The following is an 18,424-nucleotide window of genomic DNA, read 5'->3' as shown; positions in this document are numbered from 1 at the left end:
TGTGCTGCTCAAATTTTGAGCACAACGCGAGTTACTCCCCTTCTTGAGAATCTTATGTTTGTTCACATAAAACCTCAGGTGCATATTAAATCATAAAAGACAAGGACTTGCAGACAAGAGGCCAAACAGGTGGACAGATATTCTTACAATCCGGCTATGGGAACGCAAATACACATTACAGATATTGAGGCGGCGATTAATTACTGGCGGGTGCAGCCAGGGATGATTGAGGGGGTGTCTTTGGGGGCACCGTTGCGTGAACTGGCAGCAGTGTACGGGCTGATGGTGTATCAGAAAAAAACGGAAATAGACCCGGCACAAATGTCCATGAAAGCCAAAGAGGCCTGGATGCAATGGTATCTGACTACACCGGATGCACCATGCATTGCCATTTGTACGACTAGCCAGGGAGATATGGTCTGCAAGGGGTGCGGGCGTACTTTCGAGGAGGTGCAGTACTGGACGGCGATGACGCCACCGCAAAAACGCGCTGTCTGGCGGCGGATTGTTCAGGAAGGTACCGCATGGCGTTTCACCCGGTATAAAGAGAGGGCAGCAGACGTTGCCAAAGACGATCAACTGGTGTCGCCGGACGAGGATAAGAAAAAAGGTTAAATAAAAAACCACTTCCTGCTAGGAAGTGGTTTTGAAATGAAGTTAAAACAAGCTTTACGGATGCAGCCGTTTGGCCAGTTCAACGGCTTTGCCGATGTAGTTGGCTGGAGTCAGCGCTTTCAGGCGGGTTTTTTCGGCTTGCGGCAAATCCAGCGTATCGATGAACGCGCGTAATGTTTCTGCTGTGACTTGTTTGCCACGGGTCATTTCTTTGAGCTGCTCGTAAGGGTTGGGCAGTCCGTAGCGGCGCATCACGGTTTGGATGGGCTCGGCCAGCACTTCCCATGCGGCATCCAGATCGGCGGCCAGTGCCGCTTCGTTAACCTCCAGCTTACCCAGGCCTTTTGCCAGGCTGTCCCATGCCAGCAGCGTGTAGCCGAATGCAACGCCCATATTGCGCAGGACGGTGGAGTCGGTCAGGTCACGCTGGAAGCGGCTGATCGGGAGTTTTTGTGACAGGTGGGCAAGCAATGCATTGGCCAGGCCGTAGTTGCCTTCGGCATTTTCAAAGTCAATCGGGTTGACTTTGTGCGGCATGGTTGACGAGCCGATTTCTCCGGCTTTGGGGCGCTGTTTGAAATAATGGAAAGAAATATAGCCCCAGACATCGCGTGCAAAATCAATGCCGATGGTGTTCAGGCGGGTAATGGCGTCGAACAGTTCGGCCATATAGTCATGGGGTTCGATCTGAATGGTGTAAGCGTTAAACGTTAGCCCCAGTTCATCTTGTACCACGTGGCGTGAAAAGGCTTCCCAGTCATAGTCGGGGTAAGCAACCATATGCGCGTTGTAATTACCGACAGCGCCATTCATTTTGGCCAGCAGTTCAACCCGTGCAATGCGCTGGCGCGCCTGCTGCAAGCGAATGGCCACGTTGGCAATTTCTTTGCCAACGGTGGTTGGGCTGGCGGTTTGGCCGTGCGTGCGGCTGAGCATCGAGGTCTGTGCATGTTCGCTGGACAGACGTTGCAGCGTGGCGATGATGCCGTCCAGTGCCGGCAGCAGCACGTCATCGCGTGCGGTTTTCAGCATCAGGGCGTGAGAGGTGTTGTTGATATCTTCGCTGGTGCAGGCAAAATGCACGAACTCTCCCACGGCATTTAGTTCCTGGGCAACGTCTGGCCATGCTTTGAACTGGTTTTTAATCCAATATTCAACTGCTTTGACATCATGGTTGGTTGTTTTTTCTATGTCTTTAATTTCCTGCGCATTGGCTGGAGAAAAGTTTTTGACCAAAGCGTTTAAATGTGAGCGTGCTTTTTCAGACAGCGAAGGAAATTCGGTGAAACCGGCATCTGACAAAGCGATGAACCAGGTAATTTCAACCTGTACCCGGCGGTGCATCAGGCCGTATTCAGACAGTGCGTGGCGTAATGGATTCAAACGGGCGGCGTATCGCCCGTCCAGCGGACATAAAGCGGTCAGTGGGGACATATCCATGAATTTTCCTTCGTGAAACGTGATCTTTTGTGCAAAAGATACTGAAAAAGCTATTTTAGGTGGGTTTGTTTATCCAACCGGAATTAGTGGTTCTCGGCGTTTTAAAAAGACGCTCATTTCAGCAGGGACATGTGTGGCAAGTGATGTGACAAGTTGTTTACGGGATAAGAGAAGCTCAAAAATAACCATGAGCACATATTTTGTTTTTCTTTTGAAAATGGCTTAACCATGCGGGTTTTAGGTGGATCCAATCACGCGCAACCAAGGCAGTTTACAGGCTTGGAAAGGATGGTGTTTTCCCTGAGCGGGTTTGTCCGATACAACTTCTGATTGACATCCATTAAATTGAGCGGGTGCTTTTGCATATGGATGAGGTACAGAACGTAAGGTTACGTTTTCAGTATTTTGAAATCGGGTTTTCAGGCGCTTTGGCGTATCCCCGCATAACGTATACACCTGCTGGCAGGGGTGTAAGGAGACAAGATAATGGACGAACAAATGGTGGTGAGAATCGGTGCCCCTCCCAATTACAGCGGGGCAGACAAAAAGCGCGATCACTCGGAAAAAGCTCCGGAAATAGGGCAGGAGGCAGGTATGAGTGAGCAGATCATTGCTCAGATCGAAGCCAACCCCGACTACATTGCATTGCGTAAAAAGCGCAACCTGCTGGGCGGCTCGCTAACGCTGGTGGTTCTGGTAATTTATTACGGCTTTATTTCGCTGATTGCATTTGATAAGGAGTTTCTTGCCAAACGTATTGGCGAAGGTGTGACAACCATTGGCGTACCGATAGGACTCGGTGTGATTGTGGTCATGATCATATTGACGGCTTTTTATGTGCGGCAGGCAAACAGAAGTTATGACGGCCTGATTGAAAAAATCAAATCGGAGATTCAACAATGATTCACTCCAAAAAAACATGGATGCCCCCAGTTGTTTTTCTGGGACTGGGCAGTTTGGCTTTGCAGGCGCAGGCGGCAGGGGATGTGGGTGTGGCAGACAAGCAGCCGACCAACTGGATTGCCATTGTGCTGTTTTTAGCATTTGTCGGGGCGACGCTGTTCATTACCAAATGGGCAGCTAAACGGACAAAATCTGCATCTGATTTTTATACGGCCGGCGGCGGTATTACAGGTTTTCAGAACGGGCTGGCGATTGCCGGGGACTTTATGTCTGCCGCTTCGTTTCTGGGGATTACGGCCGCGGTCATGATGACCGGATATGACGGACTGATCTATGCGATTGGATTTCTGGTCGGCTGGCCGATTGTGACGTTTCTGCTGGCAGAGCGTTTGCGCAATTTAGGTAAATATACGTTTGCCGATGTGGCCGGGTTCCGTTTTCAGCCTGTCCCTATCCGTATTTTCTCTGCATCGGGAACCCTGGTGGTGGTGGCGTTTTATCTGATCGCCCAGATGGTAGGGGCCGGGCAACTGATTAAACTGCTGTTCGGGCTGGATTACTGGATCGCCGTGATGCTGGTTGGCGTTTTGATGATGGTGTATGTGATGTTTGGCGGCATGACGGCCACGACATGGGTTCAAATCATCAAAGCCTGTCTGCTGCTGTTTGGCGTGACTTTCATGGCGTTCATGGTGCTTTGGAACTTTAATTTCAATCTGGGATCATTGTTTGCCAAAGCCGTTGAAGTGAAAGCGCTGCATGCGGCCAATGCCGGTATGACGCCTGATAAAGCGGCGGCGGCGGGGCAGGCGGTATTGTCACCGGGTGGATTTGTAAAAGATCCGATATCGGCTATTTCATTCGGTATGGCGCTGATGTTTGGTACGGCCGGACTGCCCCATATTCTGATGCGGTTCTTTACCGTGCCAAATGCCAAAGAGGCGCGTAAATCGGTTTTGTGGGCAACGGCATGGAATGGCTATTTTTACATCGTCATTTTCATCATCGGTTTTGGTGCCATTGCGCTGGTTACAACCAACCCTGAGTTTGCCAATACCGCTACAGGGGCGCTCAAAGGCGGGCAGGGGGCCAATAACATGGCTGCTGTGCTGGTCGCGAAAGCCGTAGGGGGTAACATTTTCTATGGCTTTATCTCCGCCGTGGCGTTTGCAACGATTCTGGCCGTGGTGGCCGGGCTGACACTTTCGGGTGCAGCCGCTATTTCACACGATGTGTATGCCACGGCAATTAAAAAAGGCAAGGCAACAACGCGTGAAGAACTGCGTGTTTCCAAAATCACGACCATTGTATTAGGTGCGGTTGCCGTGTTGCTGGGTATTGCATTCGAGAAACAGAATGTAGCCTTTATGGTGTCACTGGCGTTTGCGATTGCGGCGTCGGCTAACTTCCCAGTTTTGCTGCTTTCTGTGTTGTGGAAAAACTGTACGACCCGTGGAGCGGTGATTGGCGGATTTTTGGGCCTGATTTCATCGCTGGGCCTGACCATTGTTTCGCCACCGGTGTGGGAGGTGACATTGGGTAATCCTGCCGGGTCGGCATTGTTCCCTTATGCATCACCGGCATTGTTTTCTATGACGATCGGGTTTGTCGGCGTATGGTTGTTCTCGGTTCTGGATCGCAGCGCTCAGGCGCAGAAAGAACGGGCGCTGTTTCCCGCGCAGCAGATCCGCTCTGAAACCGGTATCGGGGCTTCCAGAGCAGCGGAGCATTGATCATTAAAAAGGGATTTGACCAATCCCTTTGGGTCATAGTTTGACTGATGCGGCATGTGCATTGCAGCACATGCCGCATGTTATTTTATGAATGGGTAAGGCGGGCAAGTAAGCCATGGAGTGCATGTTCAACTGTGGCATGACGAACTGCATGGCGATCGCCTGAGAAATGCATTTTTTCTGTTTGAATTTGCAGTTCTGCTGTGGCGGTGGAATGTATAGACAACCGCCGGGCAAATCCGAACCAGACCAACCCTACCGGTTTTTCTGCTGAGCCGCCGGAAGGTCCGGCAATGCCTGTCACGGATACGCTCCAGTGTGCCCGGGAATGGTTCAGTGCATTTTGGGCCATGGCGTGCGCGACGGGTTCGCTGACAGCGCCATGTTGTTCAATCAGCGCCAGAGGGATATCAAGCAACTCATGTTTGGCTTCGTTGGAGTAGGTGACAAAGCCACGTTCAAACCATTGGCTTGAACCCGCAAGGCTGGTGCAATAAGCTGCAATAAGCCCGCCAGTGCATGATTCCGCTGTGCATAACATCTGCTGGCGCTTTAATAATGCACCGGATAGTTCTGCAAGCAGGGGCTGTAATGAAGACGCATGGATCAAAGTCATAACAAAACGGGCACCTTTAGCTGGCGGCAAATGTGCGCTAAATGGAGATGTGACCAGAGGGCGTTACTAGCGTCCTGTTCCATTGGCAGACGAGCGTTGTTGCCAATAAGGGGTGAGCAACTGGTGCTCCTGATCAAACTGGGTATTGGTATTTTCTATCTGGGTGCCCAGGTTATTGATAATCCGCTGCTGAATGGATATATCGCGCTGGTTGAACTCATAACGCTCCCGCAATTGCATTGGCGCGTCGGCAGGGGATGAATAAGGCCGCATTTCCTGCTGCAACGTACGGCGGGTGTCTTCAAGAACGACCATTTCCTCTTGTGCCACACGCAACCGTTCCGTCAATGGCTGTAGTTGCTCTGCGCGAGCTTTATCATGAGATGCTGGCGAAGGATAACGGACGAGCAAACTGCGGGCAGAGGCATCTGCTCTTTCCTGTGCCTGCCGGGCTGCATCCTGTTGGCGGCGTTCAGCTTCCTGAGCAGCACGCTGTTGGGGAGTCAGTTGTGGCGGAATGACCGACAGTGTGGCGCCACTGAGACCCAAAACACGCTGTTCCCGGTAAAGGCATTCGCGAATCGGCCGGTCAGACACCAGTTTGCGTCCATCTGCTGTTTCGCAGGCGTACGTAATGGTTGTTGAGTTGGTGGTTGGCTTTTGTGCCCACGCAGGCGTTATTACAAAAGTAAGTAATAACAAAAAGGAAGCCAGACGTGTCAGCATAATAAGTATTCTATAACAACCTAAGGTACATATTAGACTAAAAAGCAGCAAAAAAGATGCCAAAAGATGTGAGTAATGTCAATTAATCAAGAATCATGAGACATGTTTCCCATGTTATACCAGTTTAATAACTTCAATTGGCAGAAGGTATATGAAAAAAAAAGGATTATCAAAAAGTATTGCTTATAACGCGATAGTTTTACAAGAACGTTAAGCGAAATAACCAAGAGTTATAAAACGAAATATGTCATATTTTTTACTAACTGTGACAATTATGACAGAGATTCAACATGATTTAACATTTTTGTCACGTTAAGCTCAGACCATTGCCCGCATTCCGAAGAGGTTCGTTCCTCTGATGACCATTCTGTGTCAGGCTGTTGATGGAACATGGCATTGACATTACACGCCAAATTGTTTCCGGTACGCCAGTACTTTGGCATGAAAAAGCGCAAACTCAGGGGCGGCAGAAGTTTGCAGATAGTCCAGCAGATCATGTAACGTCGCAATGGCAATCACAGGTAACTGGTGTGTTTGCTGCACATACTGTGCAGCGGAATGTTCCACATCGTGGATCTGTCCATCTGCCCCTAAGGCGGTGGCTTTTTCCTGTCTGTCTAAAGCGATGGCAACGCCGCAGGGTGTTCCGCCGGCATGCTGAATCAATGCCAGGGATTCGCGGACAGATGTTCCGGCAGAAATGACATCGTCAATGATCAGTACCCGGCCTTTTACCGGGGCGCCGACGAGCGTTCCGCCTTCGCCATGGTCTTTGGCTTCTTTGCGGTTATAAGCGAATGGTACGTTATGTCCCAGACGGGCCAGTTCAATCGCTACCGCTGCAGCCAGCGGGATGCCCTTGTATGCCGGGCCGAACAGCATGTCAAACGCTAGGCCGCTGGCAATCAGGCGCCGAGCATAAAACTGGGCCAGCAGGCTCAGCTTGGCGCCATCGTTGAATAACCCGGCATTAAAGAAGTAGGGAGACAAGCGTCCGGCTTTGGTGGTAAATTCTCCAAAACGCAGGACACCGTTTTCAACGGCGTTGCGAATGAATTCTTGAGCGAGCTGATCTGGTTCGTGCATCATTGACATAGGAGTATTCAGTTGTTTCGTTTGGTGAGTTTAAATCTCAATGGTATCCGCTCAGCATATACCAAAGGTGTTGCCCATTGGTTGGAGCGCACGCAACCCGATTGTATTTGTGTCCAGGAACTTAAGGCGCAATTGCCTGATATTCAGGGGCGTTTTGATCAGTTAGCTGATATGACAGGGTATTTTCACTGTGCTGAAAAAAAAGGGTACAGCGGCGTGGGAATCTATACCCGGAGCGAACCCAGCGATGTGGTTTATGGTTTGGGTGTGTGTGAGTTTGATGCCGAGGGCCGTTACGTCGAAGCGCGTTTTGACCGGCCAGGGAAAAAGCTTTCTGTGATCAGTTGTTACTTTCCTTCAGGGACCAGTTCCGAGGAGCGGCAGGAGGTCAAATACCGGTTCCTGGATGTGATGTACCCCCATCTGATGCAACTGAAGCAGGAAAGAGAGCTGATTTTGTGTGGTGATGTCAATATTGCGCACCATAACATCGATATTAAAAACTGGCGCGGTAATCAGAAGCATTCGGGGTTTTTGCCAGAGGAGCGTGCCTGGATGACCCGCTTGCTGGAAAGTGGCGGGTTGGTTGATGTGTTCCGTCGTTTGAACCCGCATCCTGATCAATATACCTGGTGGAGCAACCGGGGGCAGGCCTGGGCCAAAAACGTGGGCTGGCGTATTGATTATCACCTGGCAACGCCTGCAATCGCGGAGCAGGCGCGGTCTGAATTTATTTATAAGGATGAACGGTTTTCTGACCATGCGCCACTGGGCATTGACTATGATCTGGCAGTGGCATAACGTGAACCGGTCATCAATACTGCCAGGGCAGTTTTCCTGTGTTGGATATACTGGGCATGGCGCATCCGCTTTTCTCGCATCAGGGCACGCTTGCTGAATCAGGTGTCAAGAGCAAGAGGCAAGAGCGTGCGATGGATACGGTAATTTGATATATCAATATGATGAATTCCATTCAAAAATACGACTTTTCTCATTACAGCGAATCACAGTGTGCGACTCTGGAGGCATTGCTGAGCCGTTATTCCGCCTGGCCATTGACAGTTCCTGGGCCCAGTGAACAGGAACTGAACTTGGCGATTGATATTGCATTGCGGGCACCGGATCATGGGCACCTGAAACCATGGCGTTTTGTGGTGATACAGGGAGACGCACGCCAGGCATTGGCCGACGTTTTTGAACAGGCCGCGCACCAACGGGGGGCAGATGATGATGTGCCGCGGATGCGCAACAAGGCATTGGCCGCACCTGTGATCATTGCCCTGGGGGTACACATTACGCCGGCGCGCAAAGTACCGGCGCAGGAACAGGCATTTGCTGTTGCTGCGGCTGCAATGAACATTCTGAATGCGCTACAGGCGATGGGATACAGTGGTTTTTGGGGGACCGGGCCTAATGCCTATGATGTGAATGTGCAAAAAGCGCTGGGGTTTGCCGATGACGAACAATTGATCGGCTTTTTATATGCAGGCACACCGAAAGAACCGAAAAAGCATGTAGAGCGGCCAGACCCCGGAGCATTTATCCGTTACTGGACCGGAGGGTAACCTGTTGCAGATCCTATACAGGACCATATGATAAAGTCCTTAATCTGATAAATTGTTCACAAAGTTCGTAGGCTGCCAAGATATACAGAGTGCCGGTAAGCCTTGATAATTGGGGTCATAACGAAATCAAATGAACTAAAAGATTACAATATTCCTTCAAACGGGCAGAATATGGTGCCAGAACCTATCAAAATCTTGTTACAACTCAGTGACGCCCATATTGTGCCGGAAGGGCAGATGCTTTCGGGTAAGGTCGATACCCGTTCTTGCCTGATGCAGGCCATCAAACAAATCAAGCGCATGAAGTTACAGCCGTCAGCCGTTGTGATTACGGGGGATCTGGTTGATGATGGCGAGCTGCAAAGCTATGCGCATTTAAAAGATATTATTTCGATGCTGGATATGCCGGTTTATGTGCTGCCCGGAAATCATGACCGGCGGGATCATATGTTGCAGGCGTTCCCATCTTTAGTGCAGGACCCCCGCATGCAAAGTGCAGGGTTTATCCAGTACACCGCTCAGGTTGATGAGTTGCGTCTGGTCGTGCTGGACACCTCGGTGCCGGGTGAACCACATGGGGAATTGTGTGATGTGCGGCTGGACTGGCTGGAAGATGTTCTGGCGCAGGAGCCGGATTGCCCTACGGTGGTGGCCATGCATCATCCGCCATTCAAAACCGGTATGGCTTTTATGGACGGCATCAGGCTGTTGAAGGGCGTGTCCCGTCTGGAGCAGATCATTGCCAGTAACCGCCAGGTTCAGCGCGTGGTGTGCGGGCATGTCCACCGCATGTGTGCACATGCATTTGGCGGGACGGTTGCGATTACCACACCATCGGTGGCGCATCAGATGGCATTTCAGTTCCTGCCTGCAGAAGCTCCCAGTTTCACATTTGAATCTCCCGGGTGCCTGCTGCATACCTGGCAGGCGTCCAATGTCTGCGTTACATCCCATCTGATGGCGCTGGATGATTTTGCCGGGCCGTTTTCTTTTTAACCAAACAGGCCTCAATAAGCGCAGGCAGCCATCAACCCAGGCTGCAAGTGCTTTACACGCCCCAGACCACGGGCTTCCCGGCAGACTGCGCGGCCTTCAGCATTTCGATAAAAGGCCAGGCCCTTTGCTCTAAAGAAATAGGGATATTGGTTTCCTGCATGTCGGCCTGTGCCGCCTCATTGGCTTTAGGCGTGGCTTTGGCACGGTTTTTTTCAGCATCAATTGCTTTTTGCAAGGCGGTGATGGCCCCTGCAATCTCGTGAACATCAATAATGCCGGGTTTGCTGGGGTCTTTGCCGACAAGCTCCAGTATCTGCTGGGCCGGTTTGGTCAACATCAGTAAATCGCCTGTTGCCTGACTTTTGAATGTATAGGTCATGTCAGTACTTTCTTATCAATGGTCTGGGTTTGCTGTTATTGTATGCCCTGCAGGTGGAAATTTCTAAAAAGTGCAGCCGCTGCACATATCGTCGGGGTGGGTTTATCAGAAAAAGCCTGAAATACTGTATAAATATGTGCAAAATGCAGTCTCTACGATAATATACGCCCATGGCAGGAAATACATTAGGCGAACTGTTTCGCGTCACAAATTTTGGGGAGTCGCATGGCCCGGCAATCGGCTGTGTGGTTGATGGCTGTCCGCCCGGCTTGGCATTGACGGTGGCAGATATTCAGGTGGAGCTGGATCGCCGCAAACCGGGGACGTCACGCCATGTGACGCAGCGGCAGGAGGCCGATCAGGTGGAGATTCTCTCCGGCGTTTATGAGGGCTATACCACCGGGGCGCCGATTGCGCTGCTGATACGCAATACCGATCAGCGCAGCAAAGATTATTCCAATATTGCACAAAGTTTCAGGCCCGGACATGCGGATTTCAGTTATTGGTATAAATATGGCGTGCGGGACCCCCGCGGTGGCGGCCGCTCGTCTGCACGGTTGACGGCACCCACTGTGGCCGCAGGCGCGGTTGCTCGGAAATGGCTGCAGGAGCAGTACGGTACGACGTTTCGGGGCTGCATGACAGCGCTTGGCGCCATTGAGGTTGCAATAGAAGACTGGGCTCAGACAGAACAGAATCCCTTTTTTGCAGCCAACAACTCGCAGATTGCCGAGATGGAGGCTTATATGGATGCATTGCGCCGCGATGGAGATTCCATTGGTGCGCGCATCCGGGTTGAGGCGCAGCGGATGCCAGTAGGGCTGGGTGAGCCCATTTATGACCGGTTGGACGCTGATATTGCCAAGGCCATGATGGGACTGAATGCGGTTAAAGGGGTTGAAATTGGAGACGGATTCGCCAGTGTTTCACAACGAGGCAGTGAGCATGGTGATGAAATCACACCCGAAGGGTTTATGAGCAACCACGCAGGGGGCATTCTGGGCGGCGTTTCAACCGGGCAGGATCTGGTTGTACACCTTGCCATTAAACCGACCAGTTCGATCCGTGTGCCCCGGCGCTCGCTGGATACCGAAGGCAACCCTGTCACGGTGGAAACGCACGGGCGGCATGATCCGTGTGTCGGCATTCGTGCAACGCCAATTGCCGAAGCGCTGCTGGCGCTGGTGGTCATGGACCATGTGTTACGGCAGCGGGCTCTGCGCGGTGAAGTCAAAGGCGCAGGCTTTCCTTTTGTATGATGACTGCGCAAGGGGCCGTACAGGCGCATTGCTGCGGATATGAAAAACAATTGCCAGCAGCAACCTCTTGAATTGGGCTGATCCTGTCCTTAATTAAATAGAGTTAAATTGGACGGCATAAAAGTTTTTATGCCGCCACCCTGTTGAAACAACCAATTAATTTTTATAAACCATGAGTAAACAGACACAATCTTTTCAGGCGGAAGTGAAGCAATTGCTGCATCTGGTGACACATTCACTGTATTCCAATAAAGAAATTTTTCTACGTGAACTGGTCTCTAATGCTTCTGACGCCTGCGACAAGCTGCGTTTTGAAGCCATTGACAAACCCGCGCTGTATGAAGACCAGCCGGATTTGCAGATCCGGCTGTCCATTGATAAAGACGCACGCACGCTGACCATTACCGACAACGGGATTGGCATGTCTTTTGAAGAGGCGGCAAGCAATCTGGGCACCATTGCCAAAAGTGGAACGCGTGAGTTTATCAGCCAGTTGGAGGGTGATCAGAAGAAAGATGCCAATCTGATTGGTCAATTTGGCGTCGGGTTTTATTCCGGCTTTATTGTGGCTGACCGCATCACTGTTGAATCGCGCCGTGCGGGTTTGAATGCCGAAGACGGGGTACGCTGGCAAAGCGAGGGTGCCGGAGAATTTGAAATAGAAAATATCTCTCGCGAACAACGGGGCACATCGGTGACCCTGCATTTGCGTGAAGGTGAAGATGAGTGGCTGGAGCCCTGGAAGGTCAGGCAGATCATCAGTCGTTATTCAGACCATATTTCACTGCCGATTCTGATGCGCCAGCAGGAATGGGACAAAGACAAAGGCGAGTACATTGAGCAGGACGCGTGGGAGCCGGTCAACCAGGCCAACGCATTATGGACCCGTTCCAAAAATGAGATCGGTGACGAGCAATACATTGAGTTTTACAAACAGATTTCATGGGACAGTGAGGCGCCGCTGGCGTGGACGCATAACCGTGTAGAAGGGAAAACCGAATATACACAGTTGCTTTATATTCCGTCGCATGCGCCCATGGATATGTGGAACCGTGACAGCAAAGCGGGCGTCAAGCTGTATGTCAAACGCATCTTTATCATGGATGATGCGCAGCAACTGCTTCCTAATTACCTGCGTTTTGTCAAAGGAGTGATTGATTCGGCTGACCTGCCGCTGAATGTTTCTCGTGAGTTGTTGCAGGATAGCCGTGATGTGCGCATGATTCGTGATGGCTCGACCAAACGGGTTTTAAGTCTGCTGGAAGACATGGCAGACAGCGAAGATACGGCCAAGCAGGAAAAGTATCAAACCTTCTGGCATGAATTTGGCTCGGTGCTCAAAGAAGGCGTGGGTGAAGATAACAATAACCGCGAGCGCATTGCCAAGTTGCTGCGTTTTGCCTCCACCCAGTCTGATGCGCAGACAGTCTCTTTGGCTGATTATGTCGCGCGCATGCAGGACGGGCAAAAAGCCATTTATTATGTGACGGCCGATACGCTGGCAACAGCGAAAAACAGTCCCCAGTTAGAAATATTCAACGCCAAGGGTATTGAGGTGCTGCTGCTGACAGACCGTGTGGATGAATGGATGCTGAGCTTTTTGCAAGAGTTTGACGGTAAGCCCTTGCAGTCCGTTGCCAAAGGTACGGCAGACCTGGGTGATTTGCAAAATGAAGAAGAGAAAAAGCAAGCGCAGGATGCCGGCAATGATTTGCGGCCAGTATTGGAAAAAATCAAAAATGTGCTGCAAGAGCGGGTGAGTGAAGTGCGTGTCACTACACGGCTGGTTTCTTCGCCGGCATGTGTGGTGGTTTCGGAAGGGGCGCTGTCTTCCCATTTGACGCGTTTATTGCAACAGGCCGGTCAGGAGGTTCCTCAAACGCAGCCGATTCTGGAAATCAACCCGCAACATGCGCTGGTCAAAAAACTGGCCGCTTTCAACGAAGAGAATGCGGATCAGTTCAGTGATCTGGCGAACGTTATTTTTGATCAGGCGGTTCTGGCCGAAGGTGGTGCACTGGAGAATCCTGCTGCGTATGTACAGCGGGTGAACCGGTTGTTAATGTAATTGTGTGAACGTGAATGAAATATTTTTCAACGGGCTTCGGCCCGTTTTATTTTGGGTAAATAGGTAAAAGGTATTTAATGTGCGTGAAATCATGTGCAGAAAACGCCATGCAACCATTTGTGAAATGCATCAGCGTGTTATCGAAAGTACCTGTCGGTTCGTTATGAAGATAGTACTGACGGTGTGGGTGTTGCAGGTTCAATCGGCTGAAGTTCAATGTGAGCAGCTTTTTGATTTTCTACCGTCACAATGACGCGGTGGTGTGCATCCTGCCATATATAGGTGTCTGGCTGTGTAGAAGTTTTTTTGCCTAAAGCCTGGGCTGTCTGGACGACTTTAACCAGCGGCATACCGATACGGATTTGCTGTACCAGCCGGGAGGCGTTGGCGGTATAGCCTTCGGGAGCATGGTTGATGGTAGAGATGAGCTTGACCGTACTGTACAACTGAAAGCCGCACAGTATGACAAACAGAAAGACAATTGCCAGAATACCGATCCAGCCAAATGACCGACCTAATACCCAGCATGCAATACCGAGGACCGCCAGGACACAGATTGCGCCTAAAAATTTATTTTTCATAGGTTGGTATTGTAGATAAGGAAAACGGAAATAAAGCGTGGCATGGAAATAGCCATGCACTTTCAGCAGATCAGGTGCAGTTGCCATTGTTGTTGCCTTTGTTAATGGCCAGATAGCATGCATGCAAAATGAAGACATGCCTGCGATGATAGGCGAGTAAAATCTTTTTGTTTGATGATATCTGTTGAATAGTCGGCAGAATTTAATTTACAATGTCGAACATAATAATTCCTTTTCAGAAAAATTGGATACATGAAGATGCCTGTGAAGGCAGCCGTTTCTGAAAAATGATTTACTGTTCAGCAGACCAGATCTAGCCGAAGCAAAAAGAAGAATCGAAACATGGCAAAGCCAGTTTCAGCCATGATTAAAACAGCTTCAACCAATATGCAGGGTGCCATCATAAATAAGAGTTGACGCAGCCCTCAGCACATTCTGATCTCATAATAAATTTCGGGCCACATCATCAACGGGCGTTAGTTTTGTATCACGGCAATTGGCTGTGAGGTGTTCCTGTGCGTCGAAATCATTAAACCATTGATTGAAGTTGAATGATGAAAATGATCAGAAAATATTTATTGGCAGCCTTGGTCCTGGGGTTGCTGGCCCCTGTGATATATGCTGAAACCCCATCGTGGCTGGAGCTGTCTTCGGAGCCCTTATTCGGAACGGCACGCAATGCCAAACCCACGCTGACATTGGCGCTGTCAGTTGAGTTTCCTACCGTAGGGGCCCAATATCTGAGCGCCACGTATGATGAGGGTGCGGAATACATTGGTTATTTCAACCAGAACCTGTGTTACAACTATGACCGCACCCAGGGGTATTTCACCCCTGATAAAACCGCCAGTTCACATAAATGCGGGGGGCGCGGGTTCAGCGGCAACTTTTTAAACTGGGCAACGGGCTCAGCCATTGATGTGCTGCGCTACAGCCTGACAGGCGGAGACCGGATTTTGGATACGGAATCAAAAACCGTATTGCAGCGTGCTGTGCTGCAACAGGGATGGTATGGTTCCAACAGTAATTTTCCTGTCAAAACATTGACCCCTGCCCAGGCACTGCAAGCGGTGCCTGATGAATTAAGGCGGTTGCCAAATAACGCGTTGCACAACGGTACGGTTTATATCTACAACTGCTCTGACCGGATATATTTCCGTTCAGCTACCGGTGGGTCCTGCAGCGATAATAAAGATAATAACCAACTGGGCCGAAGTCTTTCATTAAAGGTTTACTTTTTTACCCGTGTTGAAGTTTGTACCAAGGCGTCAGATGGCAGCTTGTTCGATGTTCGGACCGTAGGCGGGGAAGATTACCCCTTGTGTGAAAAATATCCGTCCGGCTATTTCAAACCAACCGGAAAACTGCAGCGCTATAACGATGCATTGCGTGTGGCAGCGTTTGGATACCCGATTCACAATGTGCAGTCAGAATACTCGGGGGTATTGCGGGCGCCCATGAAATACGTAGGGCCCGTGACATTCAATGCAGACTATGAAAATGTTGGCGATAACCCGCGTAAAGAGTGGGATCCGCAAACCGGGGTCTTTTATAAAAACCCGGAAAAAGATACACAGTTTGGCATCAGCGGGGTCATCAATTACCTGAACCAGTTTGGACGCACGGGCCAGTACGGGGTCTATAAAACATATGACCATGGCAATGAGCTGTATTATGAGGCGCTGCGCTATCTGCAGGGCTTGAAGCCGACTGCAAAAGCACTGGAACCATTAAGATCAACAAGTGCTTATGATGGTTTTCCGGCATACAAGGAATGGACCGATCCGCATCCGCCGGTTTCTAATTTAGGCGCCACCGGAGATTACTCCTGCTACAGGAACCATATCCTGTTTATTGGCGATAAAAATACCCACTATGACAACCAGATTCCGGGAAATACGGGTGGTGCATCTGCAAACCGGGCTGCAAATCCGGCGGCGAATGAGCCTGATTTTGTGTACTGGACACGTATTGCCAGCGGGTTTGAGAATAACAGTGCAATGACCTATCAGGATGGTGCGGGCGAGAACCGGTCCACCAGGGGAAATCCAAGTCCGTATTCCATTAATCTGGAAACAGCCTGGACAGGCTCGGGGGGTAAAACCCGTTTCTATTTAGCCGGTATGGGCTATTGGGCCAATACGCACGATATCCGCGGGGCTCAATGGACAAGTCGCAACAATGCGTCGGGCTCTGGAGACCCGAGACGGCCGGGGATGCGCGCGCGCAGCTATTTCATTGACGTTAATGAAGGCAATGCATCGGCGACTGCAACGCAGCGGCGTACCAACCAGTTTGTTTATGGCGCCAAGTATGGAGGGTTTGACTCAGATGTCAGTTTTGGCGGCAGTCCTTTTACATCCGATGGTGTTCATTATGCCAATACGTTGTGGCTGCGCGAGCCGGCGGCGGCTCTTTTTCCGAAGACCTACTTTCTGGCTTCTGAGCCCGAAGCGGTGATTTCTGCATTTGATACCATTTTTGCTTCCATCGTATCAAGCAATTACAGTATTGCCGGCATGGCGTTCAGCAACAACTATACCGGATATGTTGCTGATGGCGATCAGACATACCAGGCTAGTTTTAACGGTTCTAACTGGAGCGGGGATATCACACTGAATGATGTGAAGGTTGATGCCGATGACAAGGTGACATTGGTCAGGCACGAAAACTGGGGGGTGGCCCAGCCTTTGAATGAAAAGCTATGGTCGGAGCGCCAGATTTTTGTCGGGCAGCGGCTGGCCGGTGATTATAAAGCGGTGGCATTTACCTGGGACCGCCTTTCGTCTTCGCAAAGAACGGCGATTTCCAGCGGTGCTTCAGCAACAGTGGGCCAGCAGCGTACCGATTATCTGCGGGGAGACCGCTCCAATGAAAGCAAAATGCGGTTACGCAGTGGGGTGCTGGGTGACATCATCAACTCCGGGGTTGTGTATAAAGGAGCACCTTTCAATCTGAAATACGATGCCGATTACACCACATTCCAAAATGCTTTGAGAGACCGCGCGGGGGTAGTTTATGCCGGTGCGAATGACGGGATGTTGCATGCTTTCAGTGCGGAGTCGGGTGAAGAATTGTTTGCCTATATTCCAAGTTTTGTGGTGCCTGATTTGTATCTGCTGACGTTGCCTGACTACAAACACCACAGCTATGTGGATGCCACCCCTGTTGTTGACGAGGCTAAAGTGGGTGACGAATGGAAAACGGTTCTTGTGGGCGGCGCCGGTGCTGGCGGACAAGGCGTGTACGCGCTGGATGTGACAGACCCGACCAAATTTGGCGCTGACAATCTGATATGGGAATTTACGGATGAAGATGACCCCGAACTTGGCAACGTAATGGGAAGTCCACGCATTGTGCGGATTGCAACCCAGTCTGCGCCCACGATGCCTATTGAGTACAAATGGTATGCCATTGTGCCCGGAGGCGTGAACGCTGAGGTAGAAGGCAACGCCAGTGTGATGTTAGGAATAAATACGCTGTTCATTCTGGATTTGTCCAAGCCAGCAGGGCAGCCGTGGCGTTTAAACAGCAACTACTATAAAGTGGTATTGCCTGGTGTTGCTAACCAGGCGCTGGGCATTATTAACCTGAGTGTGGCGGTGAATCGCAACAATACGCTGGAAGCGATTTATGCCGGGGATTTGTCGGGAACGTTATGGAAGGTTCCGCTGGGGACAAATCAAAGCTTGTGGTCTGCTGACAGTGCGCAGTTGTTGTTTATGGCGCCGCGAGGGCAGTCAATTTCCATGCCACCGATGGTCAGTTCGGACAATGCCAGAACGTACATTTCGTTTGGAACCGGTAAATACCTGGAAGTGGCTGATAACAACCCGCCCTACAAAGAGCAGGCGATTTATACGATTATAGATACCGGGGAGGAGGTTGACCTTGAGATGCTGGCACAGGCAACGATTGGGGTGGACCAACAGTTCACGGCACCCTCCTTTGTCTGGGGCTCGCCATCGGAAATTCAGAGTAACCCGGCAATGCGTGCCGGCTGGTATCTGAATCTTCCGGACTCGGAGAGCCGGGGAGAGCGCATTGTTTACAACATGGCACTCAAAGACGGCATTCTGGTGGCCAATTCGGTCATACCGTCTTTGGGCGGATGTGATGTGGGCAGCAGCAACCGCTACACCATGAATTTACGCAACGGAAGCGGTGAGTATGAAAACGTGCCGGACCAGATGCTGGGCGGGGCCTTCATTGTTGAAGGTGGGTATCGCGTGTGGGTAGACCCTGGAACCGGAACTGTCGTAGGCGGAACCGGCGGTGTTGCCGGCAGTGGCGGAACCAAAGATCCTGTGTTTGGCGGCGAGCTGCCGATTCCCGGGTCTATCACCGGCATTCTGGACTGGCGCGAACTGAATAATTACGACCAGCTTAAAAGCAGTTTTTAAAAAGGGCCATGCCGGTTTTCTGATGGAGCCGGCATGACATGCTGA

The 18,424-nt window shown here is 50.8% G+C and carries 15 protein-coding genes; 9 read left to right on the top strand and 6 right to left on the bottom strand.

The window, feature by feature from the left end:
* The first annotated feature begins 156 nt into the window (after positions 1 to 156).
* Positions 157 to 615, top strand: coding sequence for a DUF3717 domain-containing protein (locus tag AACY98_RS09345; protein WP_339804479.1), 459 nt, complete (start codon positions 157 to 159; stop codon positions 613 to 615).
* 54 nt (positions 616 to 669) lie between these two features.
* On the opposite strand, the gene purB is transcribed toward AACY98_RS09345, so the two are convergent.
* Complete coding sequence (gene purB, locus AACY98_RS09340; RefSeq protein WP_339804374.1) at positions 670 to 2,055, bottom strand: adenylosuccinate lyase; 1,386 nt, start codon at positions 2,053 to 2,055, stop codon at positions 670 to 672.
* A gap of 594 nt (positions 2,056 to 2,649) precedes the next feature.
* Here purB and AACY98_RS09335 point away from each other — a divergent pair.
* Both AACY98_RS09335 and AACY98_RS09330 read left to right on the top strand, forming a co-directional pair.
* Complete coding sequence (locus AACY98_RS09335; RefSeq protein ID WP_126979626.1) at positions 2,650 to 2,958, top strand: DUF485 domain-containing protein; 309 nt, start codon at positions 2,650 to 2,652, stop codon at positions 2,956 to 2,958.
* 20 nt (positions 2,959 to 2,978) lie between these two features.
* Entirely contained in the window at positions 2,979 to 4,691 is a 1,713-nt protein-coding gene (locus AACY98_RS09330; protein WP_126978654.1) for a cation acetate symporter, read from the top strand.
* Positions 4,692 to 4,776: 85 nt separating this feature from the next.
* Here the strand turns inward: AACY98_RS09330 and AACY98_RS09325 are convergent, their stop codons facing one another.
* From AACY98_RS09325 to pyrE, 3 genes are all read right to left on the bottom strand, one after another.
* Entirely contained in the window at positions 4,777 to 5,307 is a 531-nt protein-coding gene (locus tag AACY98_RS09325; protein WP_339804368.1) for a CinA family protein, read from the bottom strand.
* A gap of 66 nt (positions 5,308 to 5,373) precedes the next feature.
* Positions 5,374 to 6,033 (bottom strand): DUF4124 domain-containing protein, encoded by a 660-nt coding sequence (locus AACY98_RS09320; protein WP_339804366.1) that lies wholly within the window; start codon positions 6,031 to 6,033, stop codon positions 5,374 to 5,376.
* A gap of 402 nt (positions 6,034 to 6,435) precedes the next feature.
* Entirely contained in the window at positions 6,436 to 7,128 is a 693-nt protein-coding gene (gene pyrE, locus AACY98_RS09315; RefSeq protein WP_423817555.1) for an orotate phosphoribosyltransferase, read from the bottom strand.
* A 12-nt stretch (positions 7,129 to 7,140) separates the two neighbouring features.
* On the opposite strand from pyrE, the gene AACY98_RS09310 reads away from it, so the two are divergent.
* The 3 genes from AACY98_RS09310 to AACY98_RS09300 all read left to right on the top strand — a co-directional run bounded on the left by AACY98_RS09310 (position 7,141) and on the right by AACY98_RS09300 (position 9,689).
* On the top strand, positions 7,141 to 7,929 hold the full coding sequence (locus AACY98_RS09310) for an exodeoxyribonuclease III (RefSeq protein ID WP_339804363.1): 789 nt from the start codon (positions 7,141 to 7,143) through the stop codon (positions 7,927 to 7,929).
* 158 nt (positions 7,930 to 8,087) lie between these two features.
* The gene (locus AACY98_RS09305) at positions 8,088 to 8,693 is read left to right on the top strand and encodes a nitroreductase family protein (protein WP_339804360.1); all 606 of its coding nucleotides are present in this window, start codon (positions 8,088 to 8,090) and stop codon (positions 8,691 to 8,693) included.
* Positions 8,694 to 8,864: 171 nt separating this feature from the next.
* The gene (locus AACY98_RS09300) at positions 8,865 to 9,689 is read left to right on the top strand and encodes a phosphodiesterase (RefSeq protein ID WP_339804359.1); all 825 of its coding nucleotides are present in this window, start codon (positions 8,865 to 8,867) and stop codon (positions 9,687 to 9,689) included.
* Between the two features lie 52 nt (positions 9,690 to 9,741).
* Here AACY98_RS09300 and AACY98_RS09295 read toward each other — a convergent pair whose 3' ends face one another.
* Positions 9,742 to 10,068 (bottom strand): DUF1840 domain-containing protein, encoded by a 327-nt coding sequence (locus tag AACY98_RS09295; protein WP_339804356.1) that lies wholly within the window; start codon positions 10,066 to 10,068, stop codon positions 9,742 to 9,744.
* A 170-nt stretch (positions 10,069 to 10,238) separates the two neighbouring features.
* On the opposite strand from AACY98_RS09295, the gene aroC reads away from it, so the two are divergent.
* Both aroC and htpG read left to right on the top strand, forming a co-directional pair.
* On the top strand, positions 10,239 to 11,327 hold the full coding sequence (aroC, locus tag AACY98_RS09290) for a chorismate synthase (RefSeq protein ID WP_339804355.1): 1,089 nt from the start codon (positions 10,239 to 10,241) through the stop codon (positions 11,325 to 11,327).
* A 172-nt stretch (positions 11,328 to 11,499) separates the two neighbouring features.
* Positions 11,500 to 13,395: a molecular chaperone HtpG gene (gene htpG, locus AACY98_RS09285; protein ID WP_339804353.1), complete on the top strand. Its 1,896-nt coding sequence runs from the start codon at positions 11,500 to 11,502 to the stop codon at positions 13,393 to 13,395.
* A gap of 161 nt (positions 13,396 to 13,556) precedes the next feature.
* On the opposite strand, the gene AACY98_RS09280 is transcribed toward htpG, so the two are convergent.
* Positions 13,557 to 14,063 carry a hypothetical protein gene (locus tag AACY98_RS09280; protein ID WP_339804352.1) on the bottom strand — a complete coding sequence of 169 codons (507 nt, stop codon included), beginning with the start codon at positions 14,061 to 14,063 and terminating at the stop codon, positions 13,557 to 13,559.
* Positions 14,064 to 14,536: 473 nt separating this feature from the next.
* On the opposite strand from AACY98_RS09280, the gene AACY98_RS09275 reads away from it, so the two are divergent.
* Positions 14,537 to 18,379, top strand: a complete 3,843-nt coding sequence (locus AACY98_RS09275) for a pilus assembly protein (RefSeq protein WP_339804350.1) — start codon at positions 14,537 to 14,539, stop codon at positions 18,377 to 18,379.
* Positions 18,380 to 18,424: the final 45 nt, after the last annotated feature.

This window comes from Saezia sanguinis (assembly GCF_963921665.1).
Classification (GTDB): domain Bacteria; phylum Pseudomonadota; class Gammaproteobacteria; order Burkholderiales; family Burkholderiaceae_C; genus Saezia; species Saezia sanguinis.
Note: the sequence above shows the minus strand (reverse complement) of the source record. Positions and strands in the feature narration are given on the sequence as shown.

Excerpts from the sequence above, each read along its gene's own strand:
- AACY98_RS09300 (WP_339804359.1), top strand. The coding sequence starts at position 8,865 with ATGGTGCCAGAACCTATCAAAATCTTGTTACAACTCAGTGACGCCCAT.
- AACY98_RS09305 (WP_339804360.1), top strand. The coding sequence starts at position 8,088 with ATGATGAATTCCATTCAAAAATACGACTTTTCTCATTACAGCGAATCA.
- AACY98_RS09330 (WP_126978654.1), top strand. The coding sequence starts at position 2,979 with ATGCCCCCAGTTGTTTTTCTGGGACTGGGCAGTTTGGCTTTGCAGGCG.
- AACY98_RS09295 (WP_339804356.1), bottom strand. The coding sequence starts at position 10,068 with ATGACCTATACATTCAAAAGTCAGGCAACAGGCGATTTACTGATGTTG.
- purB (WP_339804374.1), bottom strand. The coding sequence starts at position 2,055 with ATGGATATGTCCCCACTGACCGCTTTATGTCCGCTGGACGGGCGATAC.
- AACY98_RS09345 (WP_339804479.1), top strand. The coding sequence starts at position 157 with ATGGGAACGCAAATACACATTACAGATATTGAGGCGGCGATTAATTAC.
- AACY98_RS09325 (WP_339804368.1), bottom strand. The coding sequence starts at position 5,307 with ATGACTTTGATCCATGCGTCTTCATTACAGCCCCTGCTTGCAGAACTA.
- AACY98_RS09320 (WP_339804366.1), bottom strand. The coding sequence starts at position 6,033 with ATGCTGACACGTCTGGCTTCCTTTTTGTTATTACTTACTTTTGTAATA.
- aroC (WP_339804355.1), top strand. The coding sequence starts at position 10,239 with ATGGCAGGAAATACATTAGGCGAACTGTTTCGCGTCACAAATTTTGGG.
- AACY98_RS09280 (WP_339804352.1), bottom strand. The coding sequence starts at position 14,063 with ATGGCAACTGCACCTGATCTGCTGAAAGTGCATGGCTATTTCCATGCC.
- AACY98_RS09275 (WP_339804350.1), top strand. The coding sequence starts at position 14,537 with ATGATCAGAAAATATTTATTGGCAGCCTTGGTCCTGGGGTTGCTGGCC.
- htpG (WP_339804353.1), top strand. The coding sequence starts at position 11,500 with ATGAGTAAACAGACACAATCTTTTCAGGCGGAAGTGAAGCAATTGCTG.
- AACY98_RS09335 (WP_126979626.1), top strand. The coding sequence starts at position 2,650 with ATGAGTGAGCAGATCATTGCTCAGATCGAAGCCAACCCCGACTACATT.
- pyrE (WP_423817555.1), bottom strand. The coding sequence starts at position 7,128 with ATGTCAATGATGCACGAACCAGATCAGCTCGCTCAAGAATTCATTCGC.